Consider the following 24723-nt stretch of genomic DNA (forward strand, 5'->3'; position numbering starts at 1 on the left):
TAGCTTTATAAGAGAACCCATGAGGGGGCTAGTATGGATATTGAGCCTAATAAACACCCAGATTTATATGAGTCTATTAAATTAAGATTTAAACGCTGCGTGTTTGCTTCACTTCAAGCGATTAGGGATGGCATGATCTGGCTAATCCCTTGTTTGATGCTTTCTTCTTTTGCCCTGTTTTTTGCCAGTATCGGTGAGTTTGCGACAGGAAACAGAGCGGCTTGGATTGAACAACTCTATTCACTTCATGGTGCGATAGCTGACTTCTTTCCTTACTTGATGACAGCCGCCATCTCCTACGTTTTAGCGATGCAATGGCGTCTGCCAAGGCCACCTGTAATGTTGTTAATGGTGGTGTTTCTTCTCACTGTGACTCAGATTTTACCCTCTGCGGTAATGCTGAAGACGTTCCAAATCGTGATTGCGATTACCACCCCAATTTATGCGGTACCAGTGTTAGCTAAATTGCTGCAAATCGACGCGCTAAAACTTACATCAACCGACAGTGCTGGGAGAATCGTTAAAGAATCTCTCAACTTTGTTATCCCGTCTATTCTCACCTTTGTTGCGGTGCTATCGGTTAACTATGCCATCGTTGGAATGAGCAGCAGTATTAACGTTCTTGATTACATATCAGTGGACTACGCCAATCAGCCGACCATGTTTGGTGTTGTGTTCGCTGCGTTAAATTCGGTTATCTGGTTTTTTGGTGTCCACGGTTACTATGCTTTGCTGCCGATGGTTGACCTGTTGCAAGAGGCAAGCAATCTCAATCAAGCGACGATTCTCGCAGGCGGGCAGGTGGTTTATGACATGAATCTGTCCTTTATGGGTTCGTTTGTGTTTATCGGCGGCAGCGGTGCGACTTTTTCTCTGGTGATGGCGTTGTTATGGTTTTCAGACCAACGTAGCCTTAGGTTGCTTGCTTTGGCGAGCATTCCAATTGGCTTGCTGAACATTAATGAAATCTTGCTGTTCGGCTTACCGATCATTTTAAATCCGCGTCTTTTCTGGCCGTTTTTAATCGTACCGATTGTTAACGTGCTAACGAGTATGTCAGCGGTGTCACTCGGATTGGTGCCTTCACCCTCGGTGTCGGTACCATTTAACAGCCCAATTTTGCTTAACGCTTGGATGGCGACAGACGGAGCGATGTCAGCGGTGTTGTTGCAATTGCTCAATATCGGCGTGGGAACATTGTTGTATATACCTACGGTAAGAGCATTGAATGCCAGCATGTCAAAGGGCGATATCCACTTGTCAGTTTTCGACACAACCTATTCTCGGCGACAAGAAGAGGCTGAGATGTTAACGGATGATCCGATCGCGCGTGCGCAAATTAAAGAGAAAGACAACTTGCTGGTGGAAAAACAGCTGGTGATCATCGGCCAACGAGACTTTTGTTTAGAGTATCAACCGCAAGTGTGTCCAAATACCGGTAAAACGGTCGGTTGTGAAGCGCTGATTCGCTCGATTGATTCAAATGGTACCGTCAAATATCCCGGTACGTTTTTGCCTTGGTTAGAAAAGGCGAAACTAATGAAAGACGTCGACTTGTGGGTGTTTAAACAAGTCATCAAGGATCTGGACAAAATGCAGCAACAGGGCGTGTTTGTGCCCGTCAGTATTAACGTCTCACCAGATACTCTGATGGACTCTGAGTACTTAGCAAAAATTGAAAAGCTAGTCCGTCCTTATGCAAACTATATCCACATTGAAATTACTGAAGATACTCTGTTAGTCGATGAGCAGCGTATCAAAGAGGCGTTCAAATATTTCCATTCGATGGGAATCCCAGTCCATATTGATGATTTTGGTACGGGCTACTCGTCCCTGAGTTATTTAAACAAGTTCGATGTTGATGTGATTAAAGTGGACCGCTCGTTTGTGCTATCACTTGAAAACGAGAAAGGCGAGAAAGTCTTTAAAAGTATCATGTCGATTGCCAAAGAACTTGAGATGGGTGTGGTGGTTGAAGGTGTAGAAACCGATCAACAGCTCAATTTTATCGTTGAAGAAAATGATCCGGTGGCGATTCAGGGATGGTACTACTCCAAATCACTATCGTTGAATCAATTTGTCGAATATGTACTTAAACGAGACTTAGAACAGGCCGAGCTGAGGCTCGCTCAATGAAGTAAAATCTAAGCCAATAAATGGCAAAATTGCTTCTGCGACAGGCTTAAGCTGTTTATCGATATAGTGTTGATAATCGATGGTGCTCTTTAAGTACTCTTTCGGTTCTGGCCCTGATACGGTAATCAGATACTCAATTCGACCTTTGCTCTGGTATTGCAGCGGTCTACCAAGCTGAGCATTGATTTCATCAGCCATGCGTGCCGCCCGTACTTGAGGTGGGATGTTCTTTTGGTATTCGTGCAATTTACGACGCAGGCGCTTTTGGTAAACCAGTTCATCGTCAAATTCACCCGCGAGCGTGCGCTCAACGGTGTCACGCACGTATTCACTTGGGTCTTGGTCGTGAAAAACCATCGAATAGAGGTTGGACTGAAAGCGCTGGGCAAGTGGCGTCCAGTCTGTTCGTGCACTCTCTAATCCTTTAAACACGATGCGCTTTTGCTCACCTTCGCCAATTAAGCCCGCGTAGCGTTTTTTGGACCCCGTTTCCTGCCCGCGAATAGTCGGCATTAAGAATTTGCGATAATGCGTTTCGTATTCCAGTTCAAGAATGGAAGTTAAGTTGTACTCTTGCTTAAGGTGCTGCGTCCACCATTGGTTGATATGTTCGACCAACTGATTACCGACTTTATCTGCTTCTTGTTGACTGAATTGACCATTCAAAGAGACAAACGTAGAGTCAGTATCACCGTAGATCACTTGATAGCCTTTATCTTCTATTAAGCGTTTGGTTTGTTTCATGATTTCATGGCCGCGCATAGTGATACTTGAAGCTAAACGCGTATCAAAGAAACGACAACCGGAAGAACCCAAAACGCCATAAAACGAGTTCATGATGATCTTGATTGCTTGAGAAAACGCTTTCTCGTTATTCTTCTTTGCTACGTCACGCGCTGCCCACAAATCTTCGATCATCTTAGGCAAAAAGTGCTTACGTCGGTCGAACTGACCGCCGCGAAAACCAGGTACCGCTTGATTATCCGCTTTGCCAATTTCCAACTTGAGTCCTTCAATTAATCCCATTGGATCGATTAAGAAAGAACGGATAATCGAAGGGTACAGACTCTTAAAATCGAGTACCAATACAGAGTCGTAGAGATTCGGGATCGAATCCATCACATAACCACCAGGGCTTGCGATCCAGTTTTCTGGATGTAAGTTTGGCGCGACATAACCAGCACGATGAATCTGAGGTAAATACAAGTTAGTAAACGCGGCGACCGATCCTCCAACACGGTCCAGTTCAACGCCGGTTAACCTTGAGCGTTCAATGGCAAACTCGAGTAGGTGAGTGTGGGCGAAGATCTTATTCACCAGTACGCAATCTTGCAGATTGTATTTCGCTAAAGACGGTTTGTCGTTTTTGAACATCTGGTTAATTTCGTCCATGCGGTCATGCACGTTGTGGATCTGCTTACCTTCGCCCAGTAATTCTTGTGATACGGATTCTAGCGACCAGCTACGAAAGTGATAAGTCGCGGTTTTGAGCGTATCAATGCCGTCCATTACCACACGTCCGGGAATCGAGATAAATCCCTGTTGCGTTGTATTGGAAGTACGGAAGTAGCTGGCTTGATTCCCGCGGCCGATATAAAGCTTCAGCTTGTTCCATTCTGCTCGTTTGTGCAGCAACCTGAAGTCAAAATCAATCACGTTCCAACCGATGATGACATCTGGGTCAAACAGCTTAAACCAGTTGACCATCGCGAGTAGCAGCTCGCGCTCGTCTTTCACCCACTCAATGGATGTCTCTGCGGGTTGAGGTTCGCCAATCATAATGACACGGCTATCCAACGGGCTGTCGAGGCCGATCGAATAGAGAATGCCTTTTTCCGAGCACTCAATATCGAGGGACACCACTTTGAGTTGTGGTGTGTAATCCCCCTGACGACACTTTACGTTTGTGATGCGCTGATAACCATTTCGAGATTGGCCGGTGCCAGTAAATTCCACGCTGCCTTTGATGAAGCGCTCCATCAAATATCGATCGGCTAAGCGAATGTCGTCTTCGAGTACCAGCAACTCTTGAAGTTTGAGCGCCTGACTCAGCGCTTGTGCGTCTTTTACCGTTGCACAATAACACGCGGCCAGCGGCTCGGAGTCAAAGCTGTGTAGAGGCAACGGCTTGAGTTCGGCTGGTATCGCCATATTGGCAATCTGTTCTTCGATGAGAGCTGTGTCTTGTTGTAAAACGAAGAATACCGGCTTTTCACCCTCAATGATCAGTTGTGCAGGACCTTGCTCGGTCGCGAGCCATAAGTCAATATTGGTGGTGCCTGATACGTCTCGCGCTTGGCGAGTAAGGAGAAAGCCTTGGTTAATGGTCATCGAAGTACTACTAAAATAAAAAAGCGAAACATCAACGTAATGTTTCGCTTCAGTAGCTTAGCACAATGTTAGCTAGTAGTAGATATAACCAGTAATTTTTGCGCTGACGTCTTCTTCTTGCCAGTGTTGGTAGGTCACTTGACTACGCACAGCTAAGTTGCGGTTAAATGACCATTGCCAGCTCGCAGTTGCACTGGCATTTTGGTCGGCGTCTGTTTTGAACAAAGAGAGGTATTGTCCTTGAATACCAATGCGGTGGCTGTCACCTAATTGGTAGAGCATACCTGCTTCGATACCCGCACCTGGTACTGCGTCGTAGTCAGTGAGTTGTCCGCCGCTGAGTTCTGCAGAGAACAAACCGTACAAATGCAAACCGTCCGAATCGCCCCACGCTTTACCGAATCCACCTTGCGCAAAAGTGCGTCCGGCGAGTTTGTCTTCATCTGGTCGGCGGTCAAAACCTAGGCGTACATTCCATGCCCAGCTGTCAAAGATACGGTTCGATGGCGCCAACGCCATAGAGTCCATAAAGTAGAAGCGATCGACGCGACTCGTTCCATTTTCATCAACACTGAATTGTGTATCCAAAAAGCTGATTTTGGCTCCTGGAATAAACCCATCTTGAGAGTCGAGTAAGTCGTGGTACGCCGGGCGCCATTCAAAGGTCGCTTTGTTGGTGTAGTTATCACTGTACTGGTAACTCAGACCAATTCTTGCTGACGCGTGGCCTTGCTCCGGCGATATGCTTGGTTTAGGTACTTGCGAGAACGGTGAGTCCACTTTAATACGACTGCGTTGATACAGCAGTTCAGTAAGACGCTTTGCCGTCGGATCTCGCTCAAGACCAACATCATACAACTCAAAGTTCAGCCATTCGTACGCAAATTCCAAAATGGCTGCGCGCTCGGTGTCACTGTATTCGTCAGCTGAAGGAAATTGCCCCAGCTTAGCTTGCTTGGCCGCTTCGAATAGACGTGGATCGATCTCTTCGCTTTGATGGAGAAGGCGAGTACCGAATGCTTCACGATACTTGGGCTCTTCAAGTAAGCCATTCTTTGCGAGCGTTTCAACGGTGTCCGATGGAATCGCTTGTAAAGGGAAGTCGGCAATCAGTGATAAGTCATCGCGTGCCAATTCAAGTAGTGCGAGCAACTGATAAGAGCAGTTTTCGTCAAGGAAGTAGTAGTCAAATTCAGCGCGTTGCATTTCCCACAAGTGAAGCAAGACACGATTCACTTCTTCTTCGTTTAGCTTGAGTTTGTATTCCCAAATGTCTCGAGATTCGATGTCGTTGTACTCGCGCACCTTACGGTAATACGGCATCACGGTGAAGCGCCCGGGATAGCTGCCGACCAAGCCTTTGAAAGCGTATAGCGCAGCGTTGTCTTGCGTTTCTGGCTCTGCGGCGAAGTTAATGGCAAATGCGACCAGCTCTTTATGTCTGGTTTGATCTTTTGCATCCACACGCAACAAGGTATGGCCGAACATCGAAGATGGGTTATTCATAAACGCGGTCGGAAACACCAGTGTCATGCCTTCGGGATCGATCACATCTCGCCATGTTTGCATCTCTTCACACTCTAGCTGAGCTTGACGACCTGCTTTGGATTCTAACCAGGTAAAACGCGCAGGGTATTGGCAGCGTGCTTCGTTGGCGGCCTCAGAATCACTGTTATACAGAGCGGCGACAGTCGCATTGAGCTCCGCAAGTGGTGAAGTTTTACCTTGTGGAGAGAAGAAAAACTCATCCTTGTCGACACTGCTCTCATAGCCTGAAAATGTATTTGGCAAGTAGTGACCTAACTTCAGCCAGTAAGGATCGCTTGCGAGTTGTTCGGTATCAAAGTTCGATTGTGCGACCGTTGATGCACTGACAAGTACGCCAAAGCTGGCGAGAAGAGATGTACAAAGGGGAGATAGCTTCATGTAATACTGCTGTTCAATCCGTGAGAATAGCTAAGCACTCTATAGGTAATTACCTGAATATTAAAGGACTTAGCTATTAAGGACGGGATGAGGGCATGAAAAAGGTGCTCAATGAGCACCTTTCATAGCATTAAGCAAATTTGCTTAGATAGCGTAAGCTGCTAGAGCGTCGTCGCCAGCAACTAGAGTATTCAGGTTAGTGAATACTTCTTGAGAAGTTACGTTTTCAGATTTGAAAACTTCTGCAAAGTTTTGTTGAGCAAGCTCGTTGAATGCAGACTTGTCTGCTTCGTTGATGCCCCAAACTTCAGAAAGAGTTGCTAGAGTCTCGCCTTCGCCTTTAGCGATATCGCGAGCTAGGTTATCCATGTTGCCATCGATAAATAGAGCTAGTTTTTGAGCCGAGTTGATAGTGCCTGAACCGTCACAACCTAGAGTACCGAAAGTGATACCGAAAGTTTGGTTACCAGAAGTACCGTTAGTAGTAGCACCTAGCACTTTGAATACTTTGCCAGACTTACCGTCAAATACCATAGTACCTAGACCACAACCGATGTCTGAGTCAGCCATTGCAACGTTTGAAAGTGGTAAAGTTGAAGCCAGAGCTGCCACTGCTAGTAGCTTTTTCATAACAATTCCTTATTAAATTTAGTTCTTTGCTAACAGAGAGTTAGCGCACGGTGGAATTTAATTTTATTCACACCTTTTTACAAATAGATGAAAACTCTCCGGATTTCAATCGATATTTGGTTGGTTGCACATTCGAGTGCCGTTTTTGAGACTTTTTAGTCTTCATCCCCCTAAAATACTGATTGAAATATAATTAAAGAACGTAGGCGCAGAACTTCAAATAAGTTCTTGCTAAACTTTGCGTTTGAGCACATATTCAAAGGAAGCAATTTTTAAATATTGCGTTAAAATGGGCAACCATCCCGTTACTCGCGCTTGAGCGTGATGACAAAGCTGAACATATAGTGTGGAGATACAAGTTTGATAAGTGTTTTCCTTGTAGATGATCACGAGTTGGTTCGCACAGGGATACGACGTATTATTGAAGACGTCCGTGGAATGAACGTAGCAGGGGAAGCTGAAAGCGGTGAAGACGCAGTAAAATGGTGTCGTAGCAATCATGCTGATGTCATTTTAATGGATATGAATATGCCTGGCATCGGTGGCTTGGAAGCGACTAAAAAGATCCTGCGATTCAATCCTGATGTGAAAATCATCGTGTTAACCGTTCATACGGAAAATCCGTTTCCAACCAAGGTGATGCAGGCCGGTGCAGCCGGATACCTGACAAAAGGCGCAGGACCAGATGAAATGGTCAATGCGATTCGAGTGGTTAATAGTGGCCAACGTTACATTTCGCCAGAGATCGCTCAGCAAATGGCGTTAAGTCAGTTTTCTCCCGCATCGGAAAACCCTTTTGCCGATCTGTCTGAACGTGAATTGCAGATCATGATGATGATTACCAAAGGCCAGAAAGTTACTGACATTTCAGAGCAGTTAAACCTGAGCCCTAAAACGGTAAACAGCTATCGTTATCGTCTTTTTAATAAGCTAGACATCAGTGGAGATGTCGAGTTAACCCACCTTGCAATTCGCCATGGAATGTTAGATACCGAGACTTTGTAGTGACCCCTTCTTTCGACTCGGTTTCCTTCCTAAAAACAGTAACTAATCAGCCCGGTGTTTATCGAATGTATAACGCCGAGGCTGTCGTTATTTATGTTGGTAAAGCCAAAGACCTAAAAAAGCGCCTTTCGAGTTATTTTCGTAAGAAAGTAGACAGCGAAAAGACCCGCGCTCTCGTCAGCAATATTGCTAAGATTGATGTCACCGTGACCCACACGGAAACGGAAGCTCTGATCTTAGAGCACAACTACATCAAGCAATATCTGCCTAAATACAACGTTTTGCTGCGTGACGACAAATCTTACCCTTACATTTTTATTAGCGGGCACAAGCATCCTCGTTTGTCGATGCATCGTGGCGCGAAGAAGCGTAAGGGTGAATATTTTGGCCCGTATCCAGATTCTGGTGCGGTGCGTGAAACACTGCATTTAATCCAAAAGATCTTTCCTGTTCGTCAGTGTGAAGACACGGTTTACAGCAACCGTACTCGTCCTTGTTTGATGTATCAGATTGGCCGCTGCGCTGCACCTTGCGTTAGCAGTATTATTTCTGACGAAGAGTATGCCGATTTGGTGGGTTTGGTGAGACTATTCTTGCAAGGCAAAGATCAACAGGTATTGGCGTCGCTGGTGGATAAAATGGAGCAGGCGAGTCGAGCGTTAAAGTTTGAAGATGCAGCGCGATTCCGCGATCAGATACAAGCGATCCGCCGGGTGCAAGAACAGCAATTTGTCTCTGAAGATTCGATGGATGACATGGATGTGCTGGGCTTTGCCCAAGAAAACGGCATCGCGTGTATACATATTTTGATGATTCGTCAGGGTAAAGTGCTGGGCAGCCGAAGCCACTTTCCTAAGATCCCAAATGACACCACCCAGGAAGAAGTATTCTATAGTTTCCTCAGTCAATATTACTTGAGCCACAACGAAGCTCGAACTATTCCTACTCGGATTATTCTCAACGATGGATTGATCGACGATGTGCAGCCGCTACTACAGGCTCTGACGGCTATCGCTGGGCGAAAAGTGCACTTCCATGTGAATCCGACTGGAACACGTGGCCGGTACTTGAAACTCTCGAATACCAACGCGTTAACGGCGATAACCACTAAGATCAATCATAAAATGACGATCTCTCAGCGCTTTAAAGAGCTGAGAGAAGTGTTGGGGATGGACAACATCTCGCGCATGGAGTGTTTTGATATCTCGCACACCATGGGTGAGAGTACTATTGCGTCTTGTGTGGTGTTCAACCATGAAGGGCCGCTCAAGCAAGAATATCGACGTTACAACATTTCAGGAATCACTGGCGGTGATGACTATGCCGCAATGGGGCAAGCGTTAGAGCGACGTTATTCAAAACAATTGGATATCGATAAGATTCCCGACATCGTGTTTATCGATGGTGGTAAAGGGCAACTTAACCGAGCCCACGAGATCATTTCCCATTACTGGGGTGATTGGCCGAAGAAACCGCGATTGATCGGTATCGCCAAGGGTGTCACGCGTAAACCAGGTTTGGAAACTTTGATTACCACTGAGGGTGAAGAGTTTAACTTACCAAGTGATGCACCTGCGCTTCACCTGATGCAACACATCCGTGATGAAAGCCACAACCACGCCATCGCAGGCCACCGAGCGAAGCGCGGTAAGACCCGTAGAACCAGTGCTCTTGAAGGGATTGAAGGCATTGGACCTAAGCGTCGACAAGCGTTACTCAAGTATATGGGCGGGCTGCAGGAATTGAAACGTGCGACCGTTGAAGAAATCGCCAAAGTTCCGGGCATCAGTCATTCTTTGGCAGAAAACATTTATCAAGCATTGAAACAATAGTAAAAATCCCGCACCATAAGGGCCTGTTTTAAAGCAGTAAACAGCGCTACACGATAAGAGCCACTAATAAATATGCGTCTAAACATCCCTAACATTTTATCTTTGATGCGACTTCTTCTGATCCCAGTATTTGTTGTCGCTTTTTATCTTCCTTTTAGTTGGGCGCCTTTTGCTGCAGCTATGGTCTTTTGGGTAGCGGGTTTCACGGATTGGCTGGACGGTATGCTAGCCCGTAAGTTAGGGCAAACCTCTCGTTTCGGCGCCTTTATCGACCCAGTAGCAGATAAAGTGTTGGTCGCTACGGCTCTTATTCTGATCACCGAACATTACCATTCTATCTGGATTACGATTCCGGCTGTGACCATGATTGCGCGTGAGATAATTATTTCTGCGCTGCGTGAATGGATGGCGGAAATCGGCAAACGTGCCAGTGTCGCGGTATCATGGGTTGGCAAAGTGAAAACATTAACGCAGATGTTTGCACTTTGGGTGCTCATTTGGCGCTATGATGATTGGATGATTTGGCTCGGGTACGCTGCACTTTATATCGCAACAATCCTCACTTATTGGTCTATGGCGCAATACTTGATGGCCGCTAAAGACGATTTGCTAGACGAAAAACATCACTGATTTTGAATAAAATGGGTTACGTAAGTAACCCATTTTGTTATTAGTGTGTAACTCGCCTAGCTAGTAACGGAAGTGTTGCTGGATTTCTCTATAATCTTCGGTTTGCGTTAGCGACAACATCAACAATATTCGCGCTTTTTGTGGATTTAGTGTACCTGACGCAACAAAGCCAAATTTCTCATCGTCAATTTCCGCATCCAGAGTCGTTGAACCAGAAACGACTCGTGAACTTCTTACGACTGCAATACCTTGTTGTCTGGCTTTTACAAGTTCATTGAAGACGGTGTGATATAGGTTTCCGTTGCCGACCCCAGCACTGACAATACCATCATATTTGGCGCTAACTAACGCTTTCACTGGCAAATCAGATGCATTCGCATAGTTGTAGATAATTCCGACTTTTGGCAGCTTCTTGATATTCGAAATATCAAAGAACAGATCTTTTTCGATACGGTCTGTTTGCGCAGAGTAAGTGACATCTCCATTGTAGACCTGACCAATTGGTCCGGAATTTGGGGACTGGAAAGCTTCGACGTTTGTTGTACTGGTTTTAGTAACATTATGCGCATCAAATACCTGATCATTCATTGCCACCAGAACCCCACGCCCTACAGAGTCGTCATCTATTGCGGTTAATACCGCGTTGTAAAGATTGCGGGGGCCGTCTGCCCCTAGAGAGTTTGAAGGGCGCATCGCACCAACAAATACAACTGGCTTATTACTATTGGTGACCAAATCTAGAAAGTAAGCACTTTCTTCCATCGTGTCTGTCCCGTGAGTAATAACAACGCCATCAACCTCATCGTCTTCAAGTAGTTGATTGACACGTTTAGCAAGTTTGAGCCAAACAGAGTCACTCATATCTTGGGAACCAATATTGACGATCTGTTCACCACTAATATTTACGATGTTTTTGATTTGGGGAACGGCTGTGATGAGTGCTTCTACGTTAACCTTGCCAGCGGTGTAACTCGCGGCAGTGGTAGATTGGCTGGTTCCGGCAATGGTCCCGCCTGTTGCCAATATAACGACGTTAGGCCGCCCGTTACCTGCAATACTAAAGTTACTGAGTAGCAAGCAAGTTATCAAGGTAATACTCTGTATCATTATTTTCTTCATTTCATTCACCACTTGAATTTAAATGTCGAGAATTAGATCTCAATTGGGATAATATATGGTTTTGTTGAGACTTCTTGGCAGGGATTCACTATTTTCGTTATTGGTTAAAATGATGAGAAAGTAATGGGACTTAACTTTACGTCGTAGAAATACGCCAAATCGTTAAACGGTAGTACTAGCGTGATTCGAACTAGAGAGCGAGTGCTAAAAGTATGAAAAATGGATCTTTTTTAGAATTTACGTGACTGATACCTGTAAAGGTATCGGTACTTATCTCTTTAAAATACGGGCGTTTTTGCTACTAAATTGAGCAAATTAGAGCTTTTTGGATGTTAATTAGACAAACGATTTAAAAATTGAAAAATAGTGTTGACTCATAAGTCCGAATCCGTAGAATGCTTTCCGTACCCAAGAGGAAGCCGATAACGAATCGCTTAAGCTTGGAGTTACAAAGGCGCGTTGGCAGAGTGGCTATGCAGCGGATTGCAAATCCGTGGACCTCGGTTCGACTCCGGGACGCGCCTCCATTTGCGACACTAGCTCAGTTGGTAGAGCGCAACCTTGCCAAGGTTGAGGTCACGAGTTCGAACCTCGTGTGTCGCTCCAAATTTTTGGATAGCGATTTTATTCGATATCTTAGATGGTGTTTTACTTACTTCAGTAAAGGCCTCACAAATTTAGATTTGTGTGCCCTGGTGGTGGAATTGGTAGACACAAGGGATTTAAAATCCCTCGGCGTTCGCGCTGTGCCGGTTCAAGTCCGGCCCGGGGCACCATCTAACCGACATATGCGACACTAGCTCAGTTGGTAGAGCGCAACCTTGCCAAGGTTGAGGTCACGAGTTCGAACCTCGTGTGTCGCTCCAAATAAGAAATCCCAGCAGAAATGCTGGGATTTTTTGTATCTACCGTTCGCCAATTTTTACTATGCGCTGAATGGCTAACTGTGCGACTTTCACGTTTGACTATCTTACTGTTCAACTAAGCGATAGACCTTTCCACTGTCGGTGCTAAAGATAATCTCTCCGTTGGGGAGTGCCTCGATATCTCTGATCCGTTCGCCAAGTGATTCGAGAATACGCTCTTCTTTCACTACATTGTTGTACTGATCTAAGTTGAGTATGTTGATGTGAGTGAGCTTTAACGCACCAGCGAGTAATTTCCCGTCTAGGGAAGGGTAACGCTCCCCCCGATACAGCACCAAAGAACCTGGCGCGATTGAAGGAATATAAACTTTGCGTGGTGAGACGATTCCTTCTTTTTCTTGCGCCTCACCGACCGAAATGGGTCCCCAATACTCTTTGCCGTGTGATGTTACGGGCCAGCCATAATTGGCTCCTCTAGTGATCAAATTGATTTCATCACCGCCGCGTGGACCATGTTCGATAGCCCAAAGTGAGTTTGTTTGTGGATCAAAATACAGACCTTGTGGGTTACGATGGCCGTAACTCCATATTTGTGGTTCGATCTTAGCGTTACCGACAAAAGGGTTGTCATCAGGTACGGAGCCATCAGGGTTGAGTCGCAAGATCGAGCCGGCATGTGTTGCTCTGTCCTGACCATTTTTTCTTTCCCCCCGATCGCCAACCGAGAAGTACACGAACTTTTCATCAAAGGCGATACGACTGCCGAAGTGGCGACCCGTATCTGAGCCCGAATAGGTAACCAACAAGTCTTGCCAATCGTTCAGCGTTTTACCGTCATAAGTTGCTACAGCCAACGTGGTTTCGATAGCATCGTCAACTCGTTGGGAGTAAGTGAAATAGAATTGGTTGTGCGAAAAAGGAGAGCGGGCGACATCCAATAAGCCACCTTGTCCATAGGCCGCTACACGTTCTACTTGGAGTAGTGACTTGATGGTATTTGTCTTGAGGTTTAACACACTGACTTGTCCGTTTCGCTCAGTAAGCATGACGTTGTCAGCGTCAACAGCACTTAGTCCCCAAGGCACATTCAATCCTGATACCACTTCTTCTGCCGACCAGTTGGCTGCCAAACTTTGCATTGGCAGCAATAGTGCAGCACACAGTACTCGATGTTTAAACGACATTGCATTTCCCTAGCTGAAATTGCTCTTGTAAATATCTTAGCATTGAGAACGATAAGTTAGGCTAATAAATTATTTTCATAAACCTCTTGTAATGATCGATAAATGAACTATTATGACGAAGTGTCAAAAATGACGAGTCGTCATAAAGTGAATTTATAGCGCCTCTGATATTCGTGTTACAATCGGTACGTGTAAGGAGCTTCAAAGAGACGGATTAATCATGTTTGGCTTTAGCTGTAGTAAAAATGACAAGAAAGATAGTGGCGGCTGTGGTGTGGGTTTAACCAAAAAGCAGCAAGCGATAGCGGATCGAGAAGTTGAACTGACGCTGTTGGCGAAGTCTATCGTAAGAGAGCAAGGGTGGAGCAACTTAACAATGGATAAGTTGACCGCTGCGAGTGCCTATTCGAAAGGGACTATCTACAATCATTTTTCGAGCAAAGAGGACGCTATCCTCGCGTTGTGCATTCACTCGTTAAAAAGGGAAAGTGCACTGTTTGCTAGAGCGGCGGCATTTGAAGGTTCGACACGAGAACGAATCATCGCAATGCACGTTAGCTTTAGTGTTTATGCGCGGATGGAGCCAGTGTTGTCTACTTGCCCAATCATGGCTAAGAGCCCTTGGGTATTAGAAAAGGCGTCACCTGAACGTGTGAATGAACTCAATAAGCTCGAAGAGCAGATCATAGACGAAGCGGATTTGTTGGTTACCAATGCTGTGCAAGCAGGGGATTTGAAATTCTCACCCGGTATCAGCTCTGATGCGATTGTGTTTGCGAACTGGTCTCTCGCATTTGGTTCGAATGCGCTCGCGCAAAATGCGTCAAATAGCCGTTGTATTAACCGTATACATGACCCTTATTCATTACTGAACAATGCGAATATGTTGCTTGATGGTCTGAACTGGAAACCGCTCTCATCTGAGTGGGATTACCGTAAGACTTGGCGCCGTGTAGAACAAGAGCTATTCCACGAAGAATTGGAGTATCTCGAGTCGGTCGGCAGATAGCATCGCAGTTTAAAAAGCCCAGAGTGGGCTTTTTAAATCTCCTTTGGTGACGAATCGTCAATTTTTGATAAAAGCAATCTGTACGGATATTTGTGTCCGAAATTTTGCTTGATGACCAGCATTTGCTGGTTTTTATATCACTTATTTTGACGAAACGTCATTAAATGGAGAATGTGATGACGACGAATAACTCAACCCCAGACGCGGCAACTCATTGGCTAACGTTGCCGACGCGATTTAGTTGGTGGGTGTTATTGGCAACGATGCTCATACTTATCGCGGCTTCGATAGGCGCAAAAAACCTCTACTTCAGAGGTGACTACAGTATCTTTTTTGAGGATGACAATGTTCAGTTGCGAGCCTTTGACGAGATACAAACGACGTTTGCCAAGTCTGACAACCTCGCGATCGTAATCGCACCAGAAAGCGGCACGGTCTTCGAACCTGAAACGCTTACTTTGCTGCAGCAAATTACCCAAGACGCGTGGCAAATTCCTTTTTCTAACCGCGTTGATTCGTTGGCTAACTACCAGCATACCGAAGCGTATCAAGATGATCTGATCGTTGAAGACTTGTTACTGGAAGATTATCCACTTACGTCAGAGCGGATTGAGAAAATTAAGCAAATTGCCCTATCAGAACCAGTGGTGAAAGACTCGTTGGTGTCACGTAACGGTGATGTTGCAGTGGTCAACATTACGCTGCAACTGCCGCAGTTGGATGAGACGGCGGAAATACTGGAGATCAGCCACAGCTCAGACCAACTGATTGCTAAGTACCAGCAACTGTATCCGAATGTAGAGTTTCATAAAGCGGGTATTGTCGCGCTCAACTACGCGTTTATGGACTCGGCGCAGGAAGACAGTATGACGCTGATCCCGACCATGTTGCTGGTGATATTAGTCTTCCTCACCGCTATGTTGCGTTCATTGTTGAGTGTCGTAGCGACGCTTGCGGTGATTATTATGTCGGTGCTCGCAACGTTTGGTATCTCAGGCTGGGTCGGTATATTTCTTAGTACCTCAACCGTCAACATTCCCACGCTAGTGATGACGCTTGCTGTGGCCGACTGTGTCCACGTGATCTCGACCATGCGTCAGTACATGAAAAAAGGGCATAGCAAGCAATACGCGATCGATCAGAGTATCGTCATTAACTTTGTCCCGATCATGATCACTTCGGTCACTACCGCGATCGGCTTCCTGATGATGAATATGTCTGATTCACCAATCTTGCGTGACTTCGGTAATTTGGCGGCACTCGGCGTTATGATCGCCTGCTTCCTTTCCGTCTCTATGTTGCCTGCGATGCTCAAGCTGCTACCGATTCGCATCAAGCCGCAGCCAGAAGGTGAGCAAGCGCCGTCTGATGTGATGGATAAACTGGGCGATTTGGTGGTTAAGTATCGCCAATGGCTGCTACCAAGTTCGGTATTAGTGATCGCTGCAACCGCTGCTTTGATTCCATTGAATAGAGTCAATGACGAATCGGTGAAGTACTTTGATACCAGTAGTGAGTTCCGCCAAGCCGCCGACTTCATGGAAGATCATATTAGCGGTATGACGAACATCAGCATTGCGGTGAAAACCAATGAGTCACAAGGTATCGCCGACCCTGAGTTTTTGAAAACCATCAGCGATTTTACCGATTGGCTGCGTAACCAACCGGAAACCGACCACGTGGCGTCTTTGTCAGATGTCTACAAGCGTTTGAACAAAAACATGCACGCTGATGATGAAAGCTATTACCGCCTGCCTTTAGAGCGTGAACTCGCCGCGCAATATTTGTTGCTGTACGAGATGTCTCTGCCATACGGCTTGGATTTGAATAACCAGGTCAATGTCGACAAATCTTCAATCAAGATGGTCCTGACTACCGATAATCTCGGCAGTGTTGAGCTGGTGGATTTAGAAAACAGAATCTACAACTGGTTTGCGTCAACTGCGCCGCAATATGAGGTCGTCGCTTCGAGTCCATCACTGATGTTTGCCCACATTGGTGAAACCAACATGGCGAGCATGCTTTCAACCTTGCCAATCACATTGATCTTAATCTCCGCTTTGATGGTATTTGCGTTGCGTTCATTCCGACTGGGTATGATCAGCATCGTCCCTAACATTGCGCCAGCGGTTATCGGCTTTGGTGTTTGGGCACTGTTTTCAGGTGAAATTAACCTTGGCTTATCGGTGGTGGTGACGTTGACCTTGGGTATCGTTGTCGATGATGCGGTGCACTTCCTGTCGAAATACCAACGCGCACGCAAAATGGGTCAATCGGCGGAAGAAGCGGTGCGCTATGCCTTCCACACCGTAGGTCGCGCGTTATGGATCACCACAGTGGTATTGGTGTCTGGTTTCTTAGTCCTAGCGATGTCGAGTTTCAGACTGAATGCAGATATGGGACAGCTCAGCGCGATGGTGATCTTCTTGGCGTTAGTGGTCGACTTTGTCTTCTTGCCAGCCCTGCTGATGCGATTCGATACCGCGAGTTACGCCGAGTCGGAAAAGAGTGAAGCGACACCTGCTAACAATGTGACTCCACAGATTCAAAACTAAGGGATGAATAATGAAAACACTATCAATGATTAAAGCAATCTCTGTATCGGCGTTGGTTCTTTGCTCTGCGCAAACATTCGCTACACCGGAACGCGGCTTAGAGATCGCCACGGAGCGTAAAGCCCGTGATGAAGGTTGGGGAGACTCAATGGCAACCATGCAGATGATCCTCAAAAACGCACAAGGAGAGAGCAGCACGCGCGAAATGCGTTTGAACTCGCTGGAAGTGGACGGTGACGGTGATAAAGGTCTGACGATCTTTGACGAGCCAAGAGACGTGAAAGGAACGGCTTTTCTAAACCATTCTCACGTCACTCAAGCAGATGATCAATGGCTCTATTTACCAGCGCTAAAACGCGTAAAACGCATCTCTTCCCGCAATAAATCGGGTCCGTTTATGGGCAGTGAGTTCGCTTATGAAGATTTAAGCTCGTTTGAGTTGGAAAAGTACCGCTTCAACTATATCGGTGATGAAGAGTTGGATGGCTTTGCGACTTACTTGGTTGAGCAAGTGCCGACGGACAAAAACTCAGGCTACACCAAGCAGTTAGTGTGGCTTGACCAACAGCACTATCGACCGTTGAAAATTGAGTTTTACGACCGCAAAGCCGCGTTACTAAAAACGCTGACTTTCTCCGATTACAAACAGTATTTAGATAAATACTGGCGAGCGCATACGATGAGTATGGTCAATCATCAGTCAGGAAAAAGTACGCTTCTTACCACCAGTGAACTCAGCTTCCAAACGGGTCTGGGTGACAAAGACTTCCAGAAAAATATCCTCAAGCGCGTGAAATAAGGAGTCCCATGAAACAAGCAATGAGTGTTATTGCCCGGCTAACAGGTAGCGCTGCACTGACTTTGGTGACGCTGCAATGCCACGGTGTTGAGCTGTCTGGGCAGTTAAACCTAGAACACCGACAGTTTTTCTCTGATGGCTTACAAGGTCAGGATAAAGGTCAGAGTTCGCTGGTTCTGCAACCCGAACTATTTTGGGAAATCGGCGAACAATCGCAGTTTACCTTCACGCCATTCTATCGTCTCGATAGCTTGGATGACGAACGTAGTCATGGTGATATTCGCGAAGCGTTGTACTTAACCTACTGGGATGACTACGAGTTGCGGGCTGGTATCGGCAAAGTGTTTTGGGGCGTCACCGAATCGGCACACTTAGTCGATGTGGTTAACCAAACAGATGCGATTGAAGCGGTTGATGGTGAAGATAAGCTGGGACAACCAATGCTTCATTTCACTTCAATAAAAGAGTGGGGCACGCTGGATGCGATGATGTTGCCGTACTTTCGTGAACGTACGTTTGCTGGGAGTGATGGCCGCTTGAGACCAACCATTGCAGTCTCAGAGGATGGGCTCTACGAGTCATCGCGAGAGCAGAATCATTTGGATTTTGCGGCGCGCTATTCCAAGATGATCGGTGATTGGGATGTCGGTGTCAGTTACTTTCAAGGGACTGACCGCGATCCTTATTATCGTTTTGATTCTGGTGAACTAAAGCCGTACTACGTTCAAGCTAAACAGTTTGGGTTGGATGTCCAAGGGATTGTTGGAGACTGGCTGTGGAAGCTGGAAAGTATTTATCGCGACAGCCTACACCATCATACTGGTGTGGTGACTGGGTTTGAGTACACGGTTGTCGGAGCATTGGGTAGCGTGTGGGATGTTGGCCTGATCGCCGAATATCTTTACGATAGCCGCGGCAATAACTCGCAGACTATCGGTCAAAATGACATGTTCCTCGGCACGCGGTTAGCACTCAATGATGCAGACAGCACAGAGATCTTGTTCGGAGTTACTCAAGACTTGGATAATAGCGATGTTTACAACGCAAAGCTCGAAGCCTCTAGTCGCCTAACCAATCATCTGAGTTGGCGAATCGACGGCTGGTTGTTTGAAAATGACACACCGGATGATTTGCTCTACTTTGGCCGTAAAGACGACTTCATCGAAGTCTCTTTGGAATATTATTTCTAGGTCAACACGCCCTAGTAGCATTACTCCAATTCGGCTACGAAATGTGCAGTTAATATCTATATCAATAAGCGGAGCTGATCTAGCTCCGCTTTTTGTCTTTCCAGCCTTAGCATCTCTCACAAGCTATGTAAAAATCCACTCGCTTAATAAGGATAAAAAGCGTCACGCTTTGTTAGATGACGTACTCTTGGTGTGGACAACAAAGGCTGAAACGGATGAATTCATTTCAATGGGACAATTGCTACGAAACGGGGATCGGGGACGTTGATGATCAGCACCAATATTTGGTTGAGATTATCAACCGCTATGGAGAGCTCATCGCGGATAACAATATCTCTTTGCAAGATATTCGCATCGCGCTGTTTGAGCTATCGCGCTACTCCGAATTTCATTTCAAAGAAGAAGAGCAGTTGATGCGTGAAGCAGGGATCTACCATCAACATCTCGAAGAGCATATCAACATTCACCGCGCATTTATGTCTGACATTGTCAGCATGCAGGCGTTCATCAGCGAAGAAAACAAACAAGCGTCAGAGCAACTTCTTAATTTTTTGATCCATTGGCTTGCCTACCATATTTTGGGTATTGATCAAAATATGTCTCGCCAAATCAAGCAGATTGAAGCGGGCGTCGATCCAAAAGTCGCTTATGAACAAGAAGAGAAAAAACAAGACAGCTCAACCAAACCGCTACTTAAAGCGCTGAAAGGTTTGTTTGAACAGGTGTCTGACCGCAACAAAGCCCTGCTGGAACTGAACCAAAACCTCGAAGATAAAGTCACCGAGCGTACCCGCCAACTTTCAAACGCGAACAAAAAGCTTGAAGAGTTATCGCTTACCGATTCTTTAACCCAATTGCCTAACCGTCGCTGCGCGATACGCAAACTGAAAGCCTATTGGCATGAAGCGGAGCAAAACGCTGAGCCGTTAGTTTGCATTATGATTGATGCAGATAACTTTAAACAAGTGAACGACAGCGCGGGGCACGACGCGGGCGACCGATTATTGGTCGAGCTTTCGCAAACCTTAAGCGACAGCTTCCGTAGTGATGATTTGGTGTGTCGTCTCGGTGGCGATGAATTTTTTGTCATCTGTCCGAACACCGATTTGCAAGGCGGCGTGTATATCGCCGAAATCACCCGCCAAACCGTGTCTGAAATGCTGATTCAGACTGGGGCCGGTGTATGGCACGGCAGCATCAGTGTTGGTGTTGCAGAGAAGAGTTCTGACATGGCGGATTATAATGATTTGATCAAGCAAGCAGACAATGCGGTGTACGCGGCTAAATCTCAAGGACGCAACCGCGTTGCCACTATAGAGATTTAAGCATCCACACATCACAGCCATTATGTTCGGTGCCATCCATCGGTTTGTCTAAATGTTCAAAGCCGAGATGCTCATAGAGCTTAATGGCTGATGTCATGCTCGTGAGAGTATCCAAATAGCATTGCTCAAAGCCTTGCTGTTTTGCGAATGCCAAACAGTGCTCACTCAGTTTTTTGCCTAACCCTAAGCCGCGACTTTCTGGTAGCAGAAAGAGCTTTTTGAGCTCACAAAGCTGCTCGGATTGATTGAACGGTGCAATCCCGCAACCACCCATTACCTTGCCATCAACGCTTGCGACAAAATAACAACTTTTCTCACTCAATGTGTAGTGTTTACTCATGGCCTCGACTTCGGCATCAGAGGGGCCAAACCCTTCACCAATCGCGCCAAATTCTGCCCCGACAGATTGGATGATCTTGCAAATTGCATCATCTTGAGATGGGGTAATAGGGGTGATTTTGATTTCCATTGATTGCACCTTGATTGCTGAGTCCGTCTTATTTAGGTGGGTGTTAAATCCTCTTTTATCAAGCGTTGGGACGAAATTTCAACCAAAGGCGTTAAATAAAAGCATTTCAGTTTGGATTTGCACCTGTCATTCGTTACTATGTACAGCTATTTATAGACCAAAAATCCCTGTCGGGTATTGGCGGCTTTGCTACGCGATACCCAGAATGGACACTACCACTTATGCCTATTACTTTGCAGGTGGGCATAGGTAGATGAGGAAACGATGCAACATCTAGAAGAGATCATTGCTAACGCGAGCACAGCAATTGAAGCTGCAGATTCGCTAGTCGCACTTGATGAAGTGCGTGTTCAGTATCTAGGTAAAAAAGGTGAGCTAACGGCTCAGCTTCAAAGCCTAGGTAAACTACCACCAGAAGAGCGCCGTGAAGCTGGTCAAGAGATCAACAAAGCGAAAGGCGTTGTTCAGCAAGCTATCGCTGCTCGTAAAGACGCACTACAACGCGCAGAGCTAGAAGCGAAGCTAGCAGCAGAAACTATCGATGTAACTCTACCAGGTCGTCGTATCGAGAACGGTGGTCTACACCCTGTAACTCGTACAGTTGAGCGTATTGAACAGTTCTTTGGTGAGTTAGGCTTTAATACTGAGTCTGGTCCTGAAATTGAAGACGCATTCCACAACTTTGATGCGCTGAACATTGCAGAAGATCACCCAGCTCGTACTGACCACGACACCTTCTTCTTTAACCCAGATTTGATGTTGCGTACTCACACATCTGGTGTACAGATCCGTACGATGGAAAACGGCAAACCTCCGTTCCGCTTCATCGCTCCGGGCCGTGTATACCGTAACGACTACGACCAAACGCACACGCCAATGTTCCACCAAGTGGAAGGTATGCTGGTTGATGAGAACGTTAACTTTGCACAGCTGAAAGGCATTCTGCACGACTTCCTATGTAACTTCTTTGAAGAAGAAGTTGAGGTTCGTTTCCGTCCTTCATACTTCCCGTTTACAGAGCCTTCAGCAGAAGTTGACGTGAAAGGTAAAAACGGCAAATGGCTTGAAGTTTTAGGCTGTGGCATGGTTCACCCGAACGTTCTGCGCGCAGTAGGCATCGACCCTGAGAAGTACTCTGGTTTCGCATTCGGTATGGGTGTTGAGCGTCTGACTATGCTTCGTTACGGCGTAAACGACCTACGTGCGTTCTTCGAGAACGATCTTCGTTTCCTAAAACAGTTCAAGTAATCCAGGGGATTTATCACTATGAAATTCAGCGAATCATGGCTTCGTGAGTGGGTAAACCCTGCGGTATCGACTGACGAGCTTACTCACCAAATTACAATGGCGGGTCTAGAGGTAGACGACGTTCTACCTGTAGCGGGTTCATTCACTGGCGTTAAAGTTGGTCACGTTGTTGAATGTGGTCAGCACCCTGACGCAGACAAACTACGTGTAACAAAAGTAGACGTAGGTGAAGAAGAACTACTAGACATCGTCTGTGGCGCGCCAAACTGTCGCCAAGGCCTTAAAGTTGCAGTTGCAACGGTAGGCGCGGTTCTTCCGGGTGATTTCAAAATCAAGAAAGCAAAACTACGTGGTCAACCTTCTCACGGTATGCTTTGTTCATTCACTGAACTTGGTATCGACGTAGAGTCTGACGGCATCATGGAATTGGCTGAAGACGCAGTCATCGGCACCGATTTCCGCGAATTCCTGGGCCTAAACGATGTAACGGTAGACGTAGACCTAACAGCAAACCGCGCTGACTGTTTCAGCATCCGTGGTCTTGCTCGTGAAGTAGGCGTACTAAACCGTGCAGACGTGACTGAGCCAGCAGTTAACCCAGTTGCGCCAGCAATCGACGACACAGTATCAATCGACGTTAAAGCGTCCGCGGCGTGTCCTCGTTACCTTGGTCGTATTGTTAAGAACGTAAACGTTCAAGCTGAAACGCCACTGTGGATGCAAGAAAAATTGCGCCGTTGTGGCATTCGCTCAATCGACCCAGTGGTTGATATCACAAACTACGTTCTGCTAGAGCAAGGCCAACCAATGCACGCATTTGATCTGGCTAAGATTGAAGGCGGCATCGTAGTACGTATGGCAGAGCAGGGCGAAAAACTGACTCTTCTAGACGGTACAGAAGCAGAGCTAAACGCGGACACACTAGTGGTTGCAGACCACGTTAAAGCGCTAGCAATCGCGGGTATCTTCGGTGGTGAAGAATCCGGCGTAACGTCTGAAACAAAAGACGTGCTACTAGAGTGTGCATTCTTTGCACCTGACCACATCCGTGGCCGCGCTCGTAGCTACGGTCTGCACACTGATTCTTCAATGCGTTTTGAACGTGGTGTCGACTTCGCACTACAAGCAAGCGCAATGGAGCGTGCAACTGAACTGCTCGTTGAAATCTGTGGCGGTGAAGTGGCACCAGTTGTCGCGGTAGAATCTGAATCAGACCTACCAACAGCAAACACAGTGGCACTACGTCGCACTAAGCTAGATAACCTACTTGGTCATCACATCCCTGATGCCGACGTGGTAGAAATCCTAGAGCGTCTTGGCCTGACTGTTGAAGCAACAGAATCAGGTTGGATCGCGACGGCACCAACATGGCGCTTTGACATCGCGATTGAGCAAGACTTGATCGAAGAAGTGGGCCGTATCTACGGTTACGACAACATTCCTAACCAGCACCCAGTTGCTGCGCTTAAGATGCACAACCACGTAGAAGCGGACCTTCCTCTTAAACGTGTCCGTAACCTGCTGGTTGACCGTGGTTACCAAGAAGCGATCACATACAGCTTTGTTGAACCAGAGCAGCAAAAACTGATCGTGCCAGACGTAGAGCCTTTGATTCTGCCATTCCCAATTTCTGCGGAAATGTCAGCAATGCGCCTAGGTCTTATCCAAGGTCTGTTGAATACTGTTGTTCACAACCAAAAACGTCAGCAACCACGCGTTCGTCTATTCGAATACGGTCTACGTTTTATTCCTTGTGAATCGGCAGAAAACGGCATGCGCCAAGAGCCAATGTTAGCAGGCGTGATTGCAGGTACTCGCGGTGAAGAGCACTGGGACATTGAAACCAATACTGTTGATTTCTTTGACCTGAAAGGCGATCTAGAAGCGATTCTTGAGCTTTCTGCGAACGAAAAAGCATACTCGTTTGCAGCAGCGAAGCATCCAGCACTTCACCCAGGCCAATCTGCGGCAATCATCGTAGACGGCAAAGAAGTAGGTGTAATCGGTACAGTTCACCCAGAGCTAGAGCGCAAGTTTGGCCTGAATGGCCGCACTATCGTATTCGAAATCGAATGGTCTGCGATCAACACGAAAGTGATCCCAGAAGCGGTACAACTTTCTAAGTTCCCATCAAACCGTCGTGACATCGCAGTCGTTGTTGATGAAGCTGTTGCTTCGGGTGACATCGTTGCAGCATGTCTTGAGCAAGGTGGCGAGTTCCTGAAAGACGCGAAACTGTTCGACGTTTACGTAGGTAAAGGTGTTGAGGAAGGTAAGAAGAGCCTTGCGATTGCACTGACCCTACAATCTGTTGAGCGTACGCTTGAAGATGCCGATATCGCGGGTGCGGTAGAAGCAATCGTCGCGCACGTATCAGAGAAGTTCGGTGCAACACTGCGCGACTAAATCGTAAATAAACGATATTAAAAAACCTGCTAATTGTTAGCAGGTTTTTTTTTCGCCTTATTC

17 protein-coding genes and 4 tRNA genes are annotated in these 24723 nt (G+C 46.5%); 15 read left to right on the top strand and 6 right to left on the bottom strand.

Annotation, left to right across the window (positions count from 1 at the left end; all coding sequences use genetic code 11):
- Positions 1-33: 33 nt before the first annotated feature.
- Complete coding sequence (locus AKJ31_RS17380; protein WP_053410345.1) at positions 34-2136, top strand: PTS sugar transporter subunit IIC/EAL domain-containing protein; 2103 nt, start codon at positions 34-36, stop codon at positions 2134-2136.
- On the opposite strand, the gene AKJ31_RS17385 is transcribed toward AKJ31_RS17380, so the two are convergent.
- From AKJ31_RS17385 to AKJ31_RS17395, 3 genes are all read right to left on the bottom strand, one after another.
- Positions 2104-4467: a DNA polymerase II gene (locus tag AKJ31_RS17385; protein ID WP_053410346.1), complete on the bottom strand. Its 2364-nt coding sequence runs from the start codon at positions 4465-4467 to the stop codon at positions 2104-2106. The genes AKJ31_RS17380 and AKJ31_RS17385 overlap by 33 nt on opposite strands.
- A gap of 72 nt (positions 4468-4539) precedes the next feature.
- Positions 4540-6393 (bottom strand): Lnb N-terminal periplasmic domain-containing protein, encoded by a 1854-nt coding sequence (locus AKJ31_RS17390; protein WP_053410347.1) that lies wholly within the window; start codon positions 6391-6393, stop codon positions 4540-4542.
- 144 nt (positions 6394-6537) lie between these two features.
- Positions 6538-7023 (bottom strand): DUF3015 domain-containing protein, encoded by a 486-nt coding sequence (locus tag AKJ31_RS17395; RefSeq protein ID WP_053410348.1) that lies wholly within the window; start codon positions 7021-7023, stop codon positions 6538-6540.
- 360 nt (positions 7024-7383) lie between these two features.
- Between AKJ31_RS17395 and uvrY the strand changes: the two genes are divergently transcribed.
- The 3 genes from uvrY to pgsA all read left to right on the top strand — a co-directional run bounded on the left by uvrY (position 7384) and on the right by pgsA (position 10490).
- On the top strand, positions 7384-8028 hold the full coding sequence (gene uvrY, locus AKJ31_RS17400) for a UvrY/SirA/GacA family response regulator transcription factor (RefSeq protein WP_038138544.1): 645 nt from the start codon (positions 7384-7386) through the stop codon (positions 8026-8028).
- Positions 8028-9860, top strand: a complete 1833-nt coding sequence (gene uvrC, locus AKJ31_RS17405) for an excinuclease ABC subunit UvrC (protein ID WP_072161383.1) — start codon at positions 8028-8030, stop codon at positions 9858-9860. Before uvrY ends, uvrC begins: the two co-directional genes overlap by 1 nt.
- A gap of 72 nt (positions 9861-9932) precedes the next feature.
- Positions 9933-10490, top strand: coding sequence for a CDP-diacylglycerol--glycerol-3-phosphate 3-phosphatidyltransferase (gene pgsA / locus AKJ31_RS17410; protein WP_053410350.1), 558 nt, complete (start codon positions 9933-9935; stop codon positions 10488-10490).
- 60 nt (positions 10491-10550) lie between these two features.
- On the opposite strand, the gene ansB is transcribed toward pgsA, so the two are convergent.
- Complete coding sequence (gene ansB, locus AKJ31_RS17415; protein WP_053410351.1) at positions 10551-11609, bottom strand: L-asparaginase 2; 1059 nt, start codon at positions 11607-11609, stop codon at positions 10551-10553.
- Between the two features lie 453 nt (positions 11610-12062).
- Between ansB and AKJ31_RS17420 the strand changes: the two genes are divergently transcribed.
- The 4 genes from AKJ31_RS17420 to AKJ31_RS17435 all read left to right on the top strand — a co-directional run bounded on the left by AKJ31_RS17420 (position 12063) and on the right by AKJ31_RS17435 (position 12475).
- Positions 12063-12136: transfer RNA gene (locus AKJ31_RS17420), tRNA-Cys, on the top strand.
- 3 nt (positions 12137-12139) lie between these two features.
- Positions 12140-12215, top strand: a tRNA-Gly gene (locus tag AKJ31_RS17425).
- A gap of 83 nt (positions 12216-12298) precedes the next feature.
- Positions 12299-12385: transfer RNA gene (locus AKJ31_RS17430), tRNA-Leu, on the top strand.
- A 14-nt stretch (positions 12386-12399) separates the two neighbouring features.
- A tRNA-Gly gene (locus tag AKJ31_RS17435) sits at positions 12400-12475 on the top strand.
- A 104-nt stretch (positions 12476-12579) separates the two neighbouring features.
- Here the strand turns inward: AKJ31_RS17435 and AKJ31_RS17440 are convergent.
- Positions 12580-13659: a PQQ-dependent sugar dehydrogenase gene (locus tag AKJ31_RS17440; protein WP_053410352.1), complete on the bottom strand. Its 1080-nt coding sequence runs from the start codon at positions 13657-13659 to the stop codon at positions 12580-12582.
- Positions 13660-13879: 220 nt separating this feature from the next.
- On the opposite strand from AKJ31_RS17440, the gene AKJ31_RS17445 reads away from it, so the two are divergent.
- The 5 genes from AKJ31_RS17445 to AKJ31_RS17465 all read left to right on the top strand — a co-directional run bounded on the left by AKJ31_RS17445 (position 13880) and on the right by AKJ31_RS17465 (position 20537).
- On the top strand, positions 13880-14668 hold the full coding sequence (locus tag AKJ31_RS17445) for a TetR/AcrR family transcriptional regulator (RefSeq protein WP_053410353.1): 789 nt from the start codon (positions 13880-13882) through the stop codon (positions 14666-14668).
- A gap of 176 nt (positions 14669-14844) precedes the next feature.
- Positions 14845-17223: an efflux RND transporter permease subunit gene (locus tag AKJ31_RS17450; protein ID WP_053410354.1), complete on the top strand. Its 2379-nt coding sequence runs from the start codon at positions 14845-14847 to the stop codon at positions 17221-17223.
- 10 nt (positions 17224-17233) lie between these two features.
- On the top strand, positions 17234-18022 hold the full coding sequence (locus tag AKJ31_RS17455) for an outer membrane lipoprotein-sorting protein (RefSeq protein ID WP_053410355.1): 789 nt from the start codon (positions 17234-17236) through the stop codon (positions 18020-18022).
- A gap of 20 nt (positions 18023-18042) precedes the next feature.
- Positions 18043-19212 carry a hypothetical protein gene (locus AKJ31_RS17460; RefSeq protein ID WP_425425100.1) on the top strand — a complete coding sequence of 390 codons (1170 nt, stop codon included), beginning with the start codon at positions 18043-18045 and terminating at the stop codon, positions 19210-19212.
- A 215-nt stretch (positions 19213-19427) separates the two neighbouring features.
- Positions 19428-20537, top strand: a complete 1110-nt coding sequence (locus AKJ31_RS17465) for a GGDEF domain-containing protein (protein ID WP_053410357.1) — start codon at positions 19428-19430, stop codon at positions 20535-20537.
- On the opposite strand, the gene AKJ31_RS17470 is transcribed toward AKJ31_RS17465, so the two are convergent.
- On the bottom strand, positions 20524-21006 hold the full coding sequence (locus AKJ31_RS17470; protein WP_053410358.1) for a GNAT family N-acetyltransferase: 483 nt from the start codon (positions 21004-21006) through the stop codon (positions 20524-20526). The genes AKJ31_RS17465 and AKJ31_RS17470 overlap by 14 nt on opposite strands.
- Positions 21007-21270: 264 nt before the next feature.
- Here AKJ31_RS17470 and pheS point away from each other — a divergent pair, with 264 nt between their 5' ends.
- The gene (pheS, locus tag AKJ31_RS17475; RefSeq protein WP_053410359.1) at positions 21271-22254 is read left to right on the top strand and encodes a phenylalanine--tRNA ligase subunit alpha; all 984 of its coding nucleotides are present in this window, start codon (positions 21271-21273) and stop codon (positions 22252-22254) included.
- 18 nt (positions 22255-22272) lie between these two features.
- A complete protein-coding gene (pheT, locus tag AKJ31_RS17480) occupies positions 22273-24660 on the top strand; it encodes a phenylalanine--tRNA ligase subunit beta (RefSeq protein WP_053410360.1) in 2388 nt (795 codons plus the stop codon).
- Positions 24661-24723 lie beyond the last annotated feature (63 nt).

This window comes from Vibrio hepatarius (assembly GCF_001274785.1).
Taxonomy (GTDB): domain Bacteria; phylum Pseudomonadota; class Gammaproteobacteria; order Enterobacterales; family Vibrionaceae; genus Vibrio; species Vibrio hepatarius.

Excerpts from the sequence above, each read along its gene's own strand:
- AKJ31_RS17380 (WP_053410345.1), top strand. The coding sequence starts at position 34 with ATGGATATTGAGCCTAATAAACACCCAGATTTATATGAGTCTATTAAA.
- AKJ31_RS17385 (WP_053410346.1), bottom strand. The coding sequence starts at position 4,467 with ATGACCATTAACCAAGGCTTTCTCCTTACTCGCCAAGCGCGAGACGTA.
- AKJ31_RS17390 (WP_053410347.1), bottom strand. The coding sequence starts at position 6,393 with ATGAAGCTATCTCCCCTTTGTACATCTCTTCTCGCCAGCTTTGGCGTA.
- AKJ31_RS17395 (WP_053410348.1), bottom strand. The coding sequence starts at position 7,023 with ATGAAAAAGCTACTAGCAGTGGCAGCTCTGGCTTCAACTTTACCACTT.
- pgsA (WP_053410350.1), top strand. The coding sequence starts at position 9,933 with ATGCGTCTAAACATCCCTAACATTTTATCTTTGATGCGACTTCTTCTG.
- ansB (WP_053410351.1), bottom strand. The coding sequence starts at position 11,609 with ATGAAGAAAATAATGATACAGAGTATTACCTTGATAACTTGCTTGCTA.
- AKJ31_RS17440 (WP_053410352.1), bottom strand. The coding sequence starts at position 13,659 with ATGTCGTTTAAACATCGAGTACTGTGTGCTGCACTATTGCTGCCAATG.
- AKJ31_RS17445 (WP_053410353.1), top strand. The coding sequence starts at position 13,880 with ATGTTTGGCTTTAGCTGTAGTAAAAATGACAAGAAAGATAGTGGCGGC.
- AKJ31_RS17450 (WP_053410354.1), top strand. The coding sequence starts at position 14,845 with ATGACGACGAATAACTCAACCCCAGACGCGGCAACTCATTGGCTAACG.
- AKJ31_RS17455 (WP_053410355.1), top strand. The coding sequence starts at position 17,234 with ATGAAAACACTATCAATGATTAAAGCAATCTCTGTATCGGCGTTGGTT.
- AKJ31_RS17460 (WP_425425100.1), top strand. The coding sequence starts at position 18,043 with ATGAGTGTTATTGCCCGGCTAACAGGTAGCGCTGCACTGACTTTGGTG.
- AKJ31_RS17465 (WP_053410357.1), top strand. The coding sequence starts at position 19,428 with ATGAATTCATTTCAATGGGACAATTGCTACGAAACGGGGATCGGGGAC.
- AKJ31_RS17470 (WP_053410358.1), bottom strand. The coding sequence starts at position 21,006 with ATGGAAATCAAAATCACCCCTATTACCCCATCTCAAGATGATGCAATT.
- pheS (WP_053410359.1), top strand. The coding sequence starts at position 21,271 with ATGCAACATCTAGAAGAGATCATTGCTAACGCGAGCACAGCAATTGAA.
- pheT (WP_053410360.1), top strand. The coding sequence starts at position 22,273 with ATGAAATTCAGCGAATCATGGCTTCGTGAGTGGGTAAACCCTGCGGTA.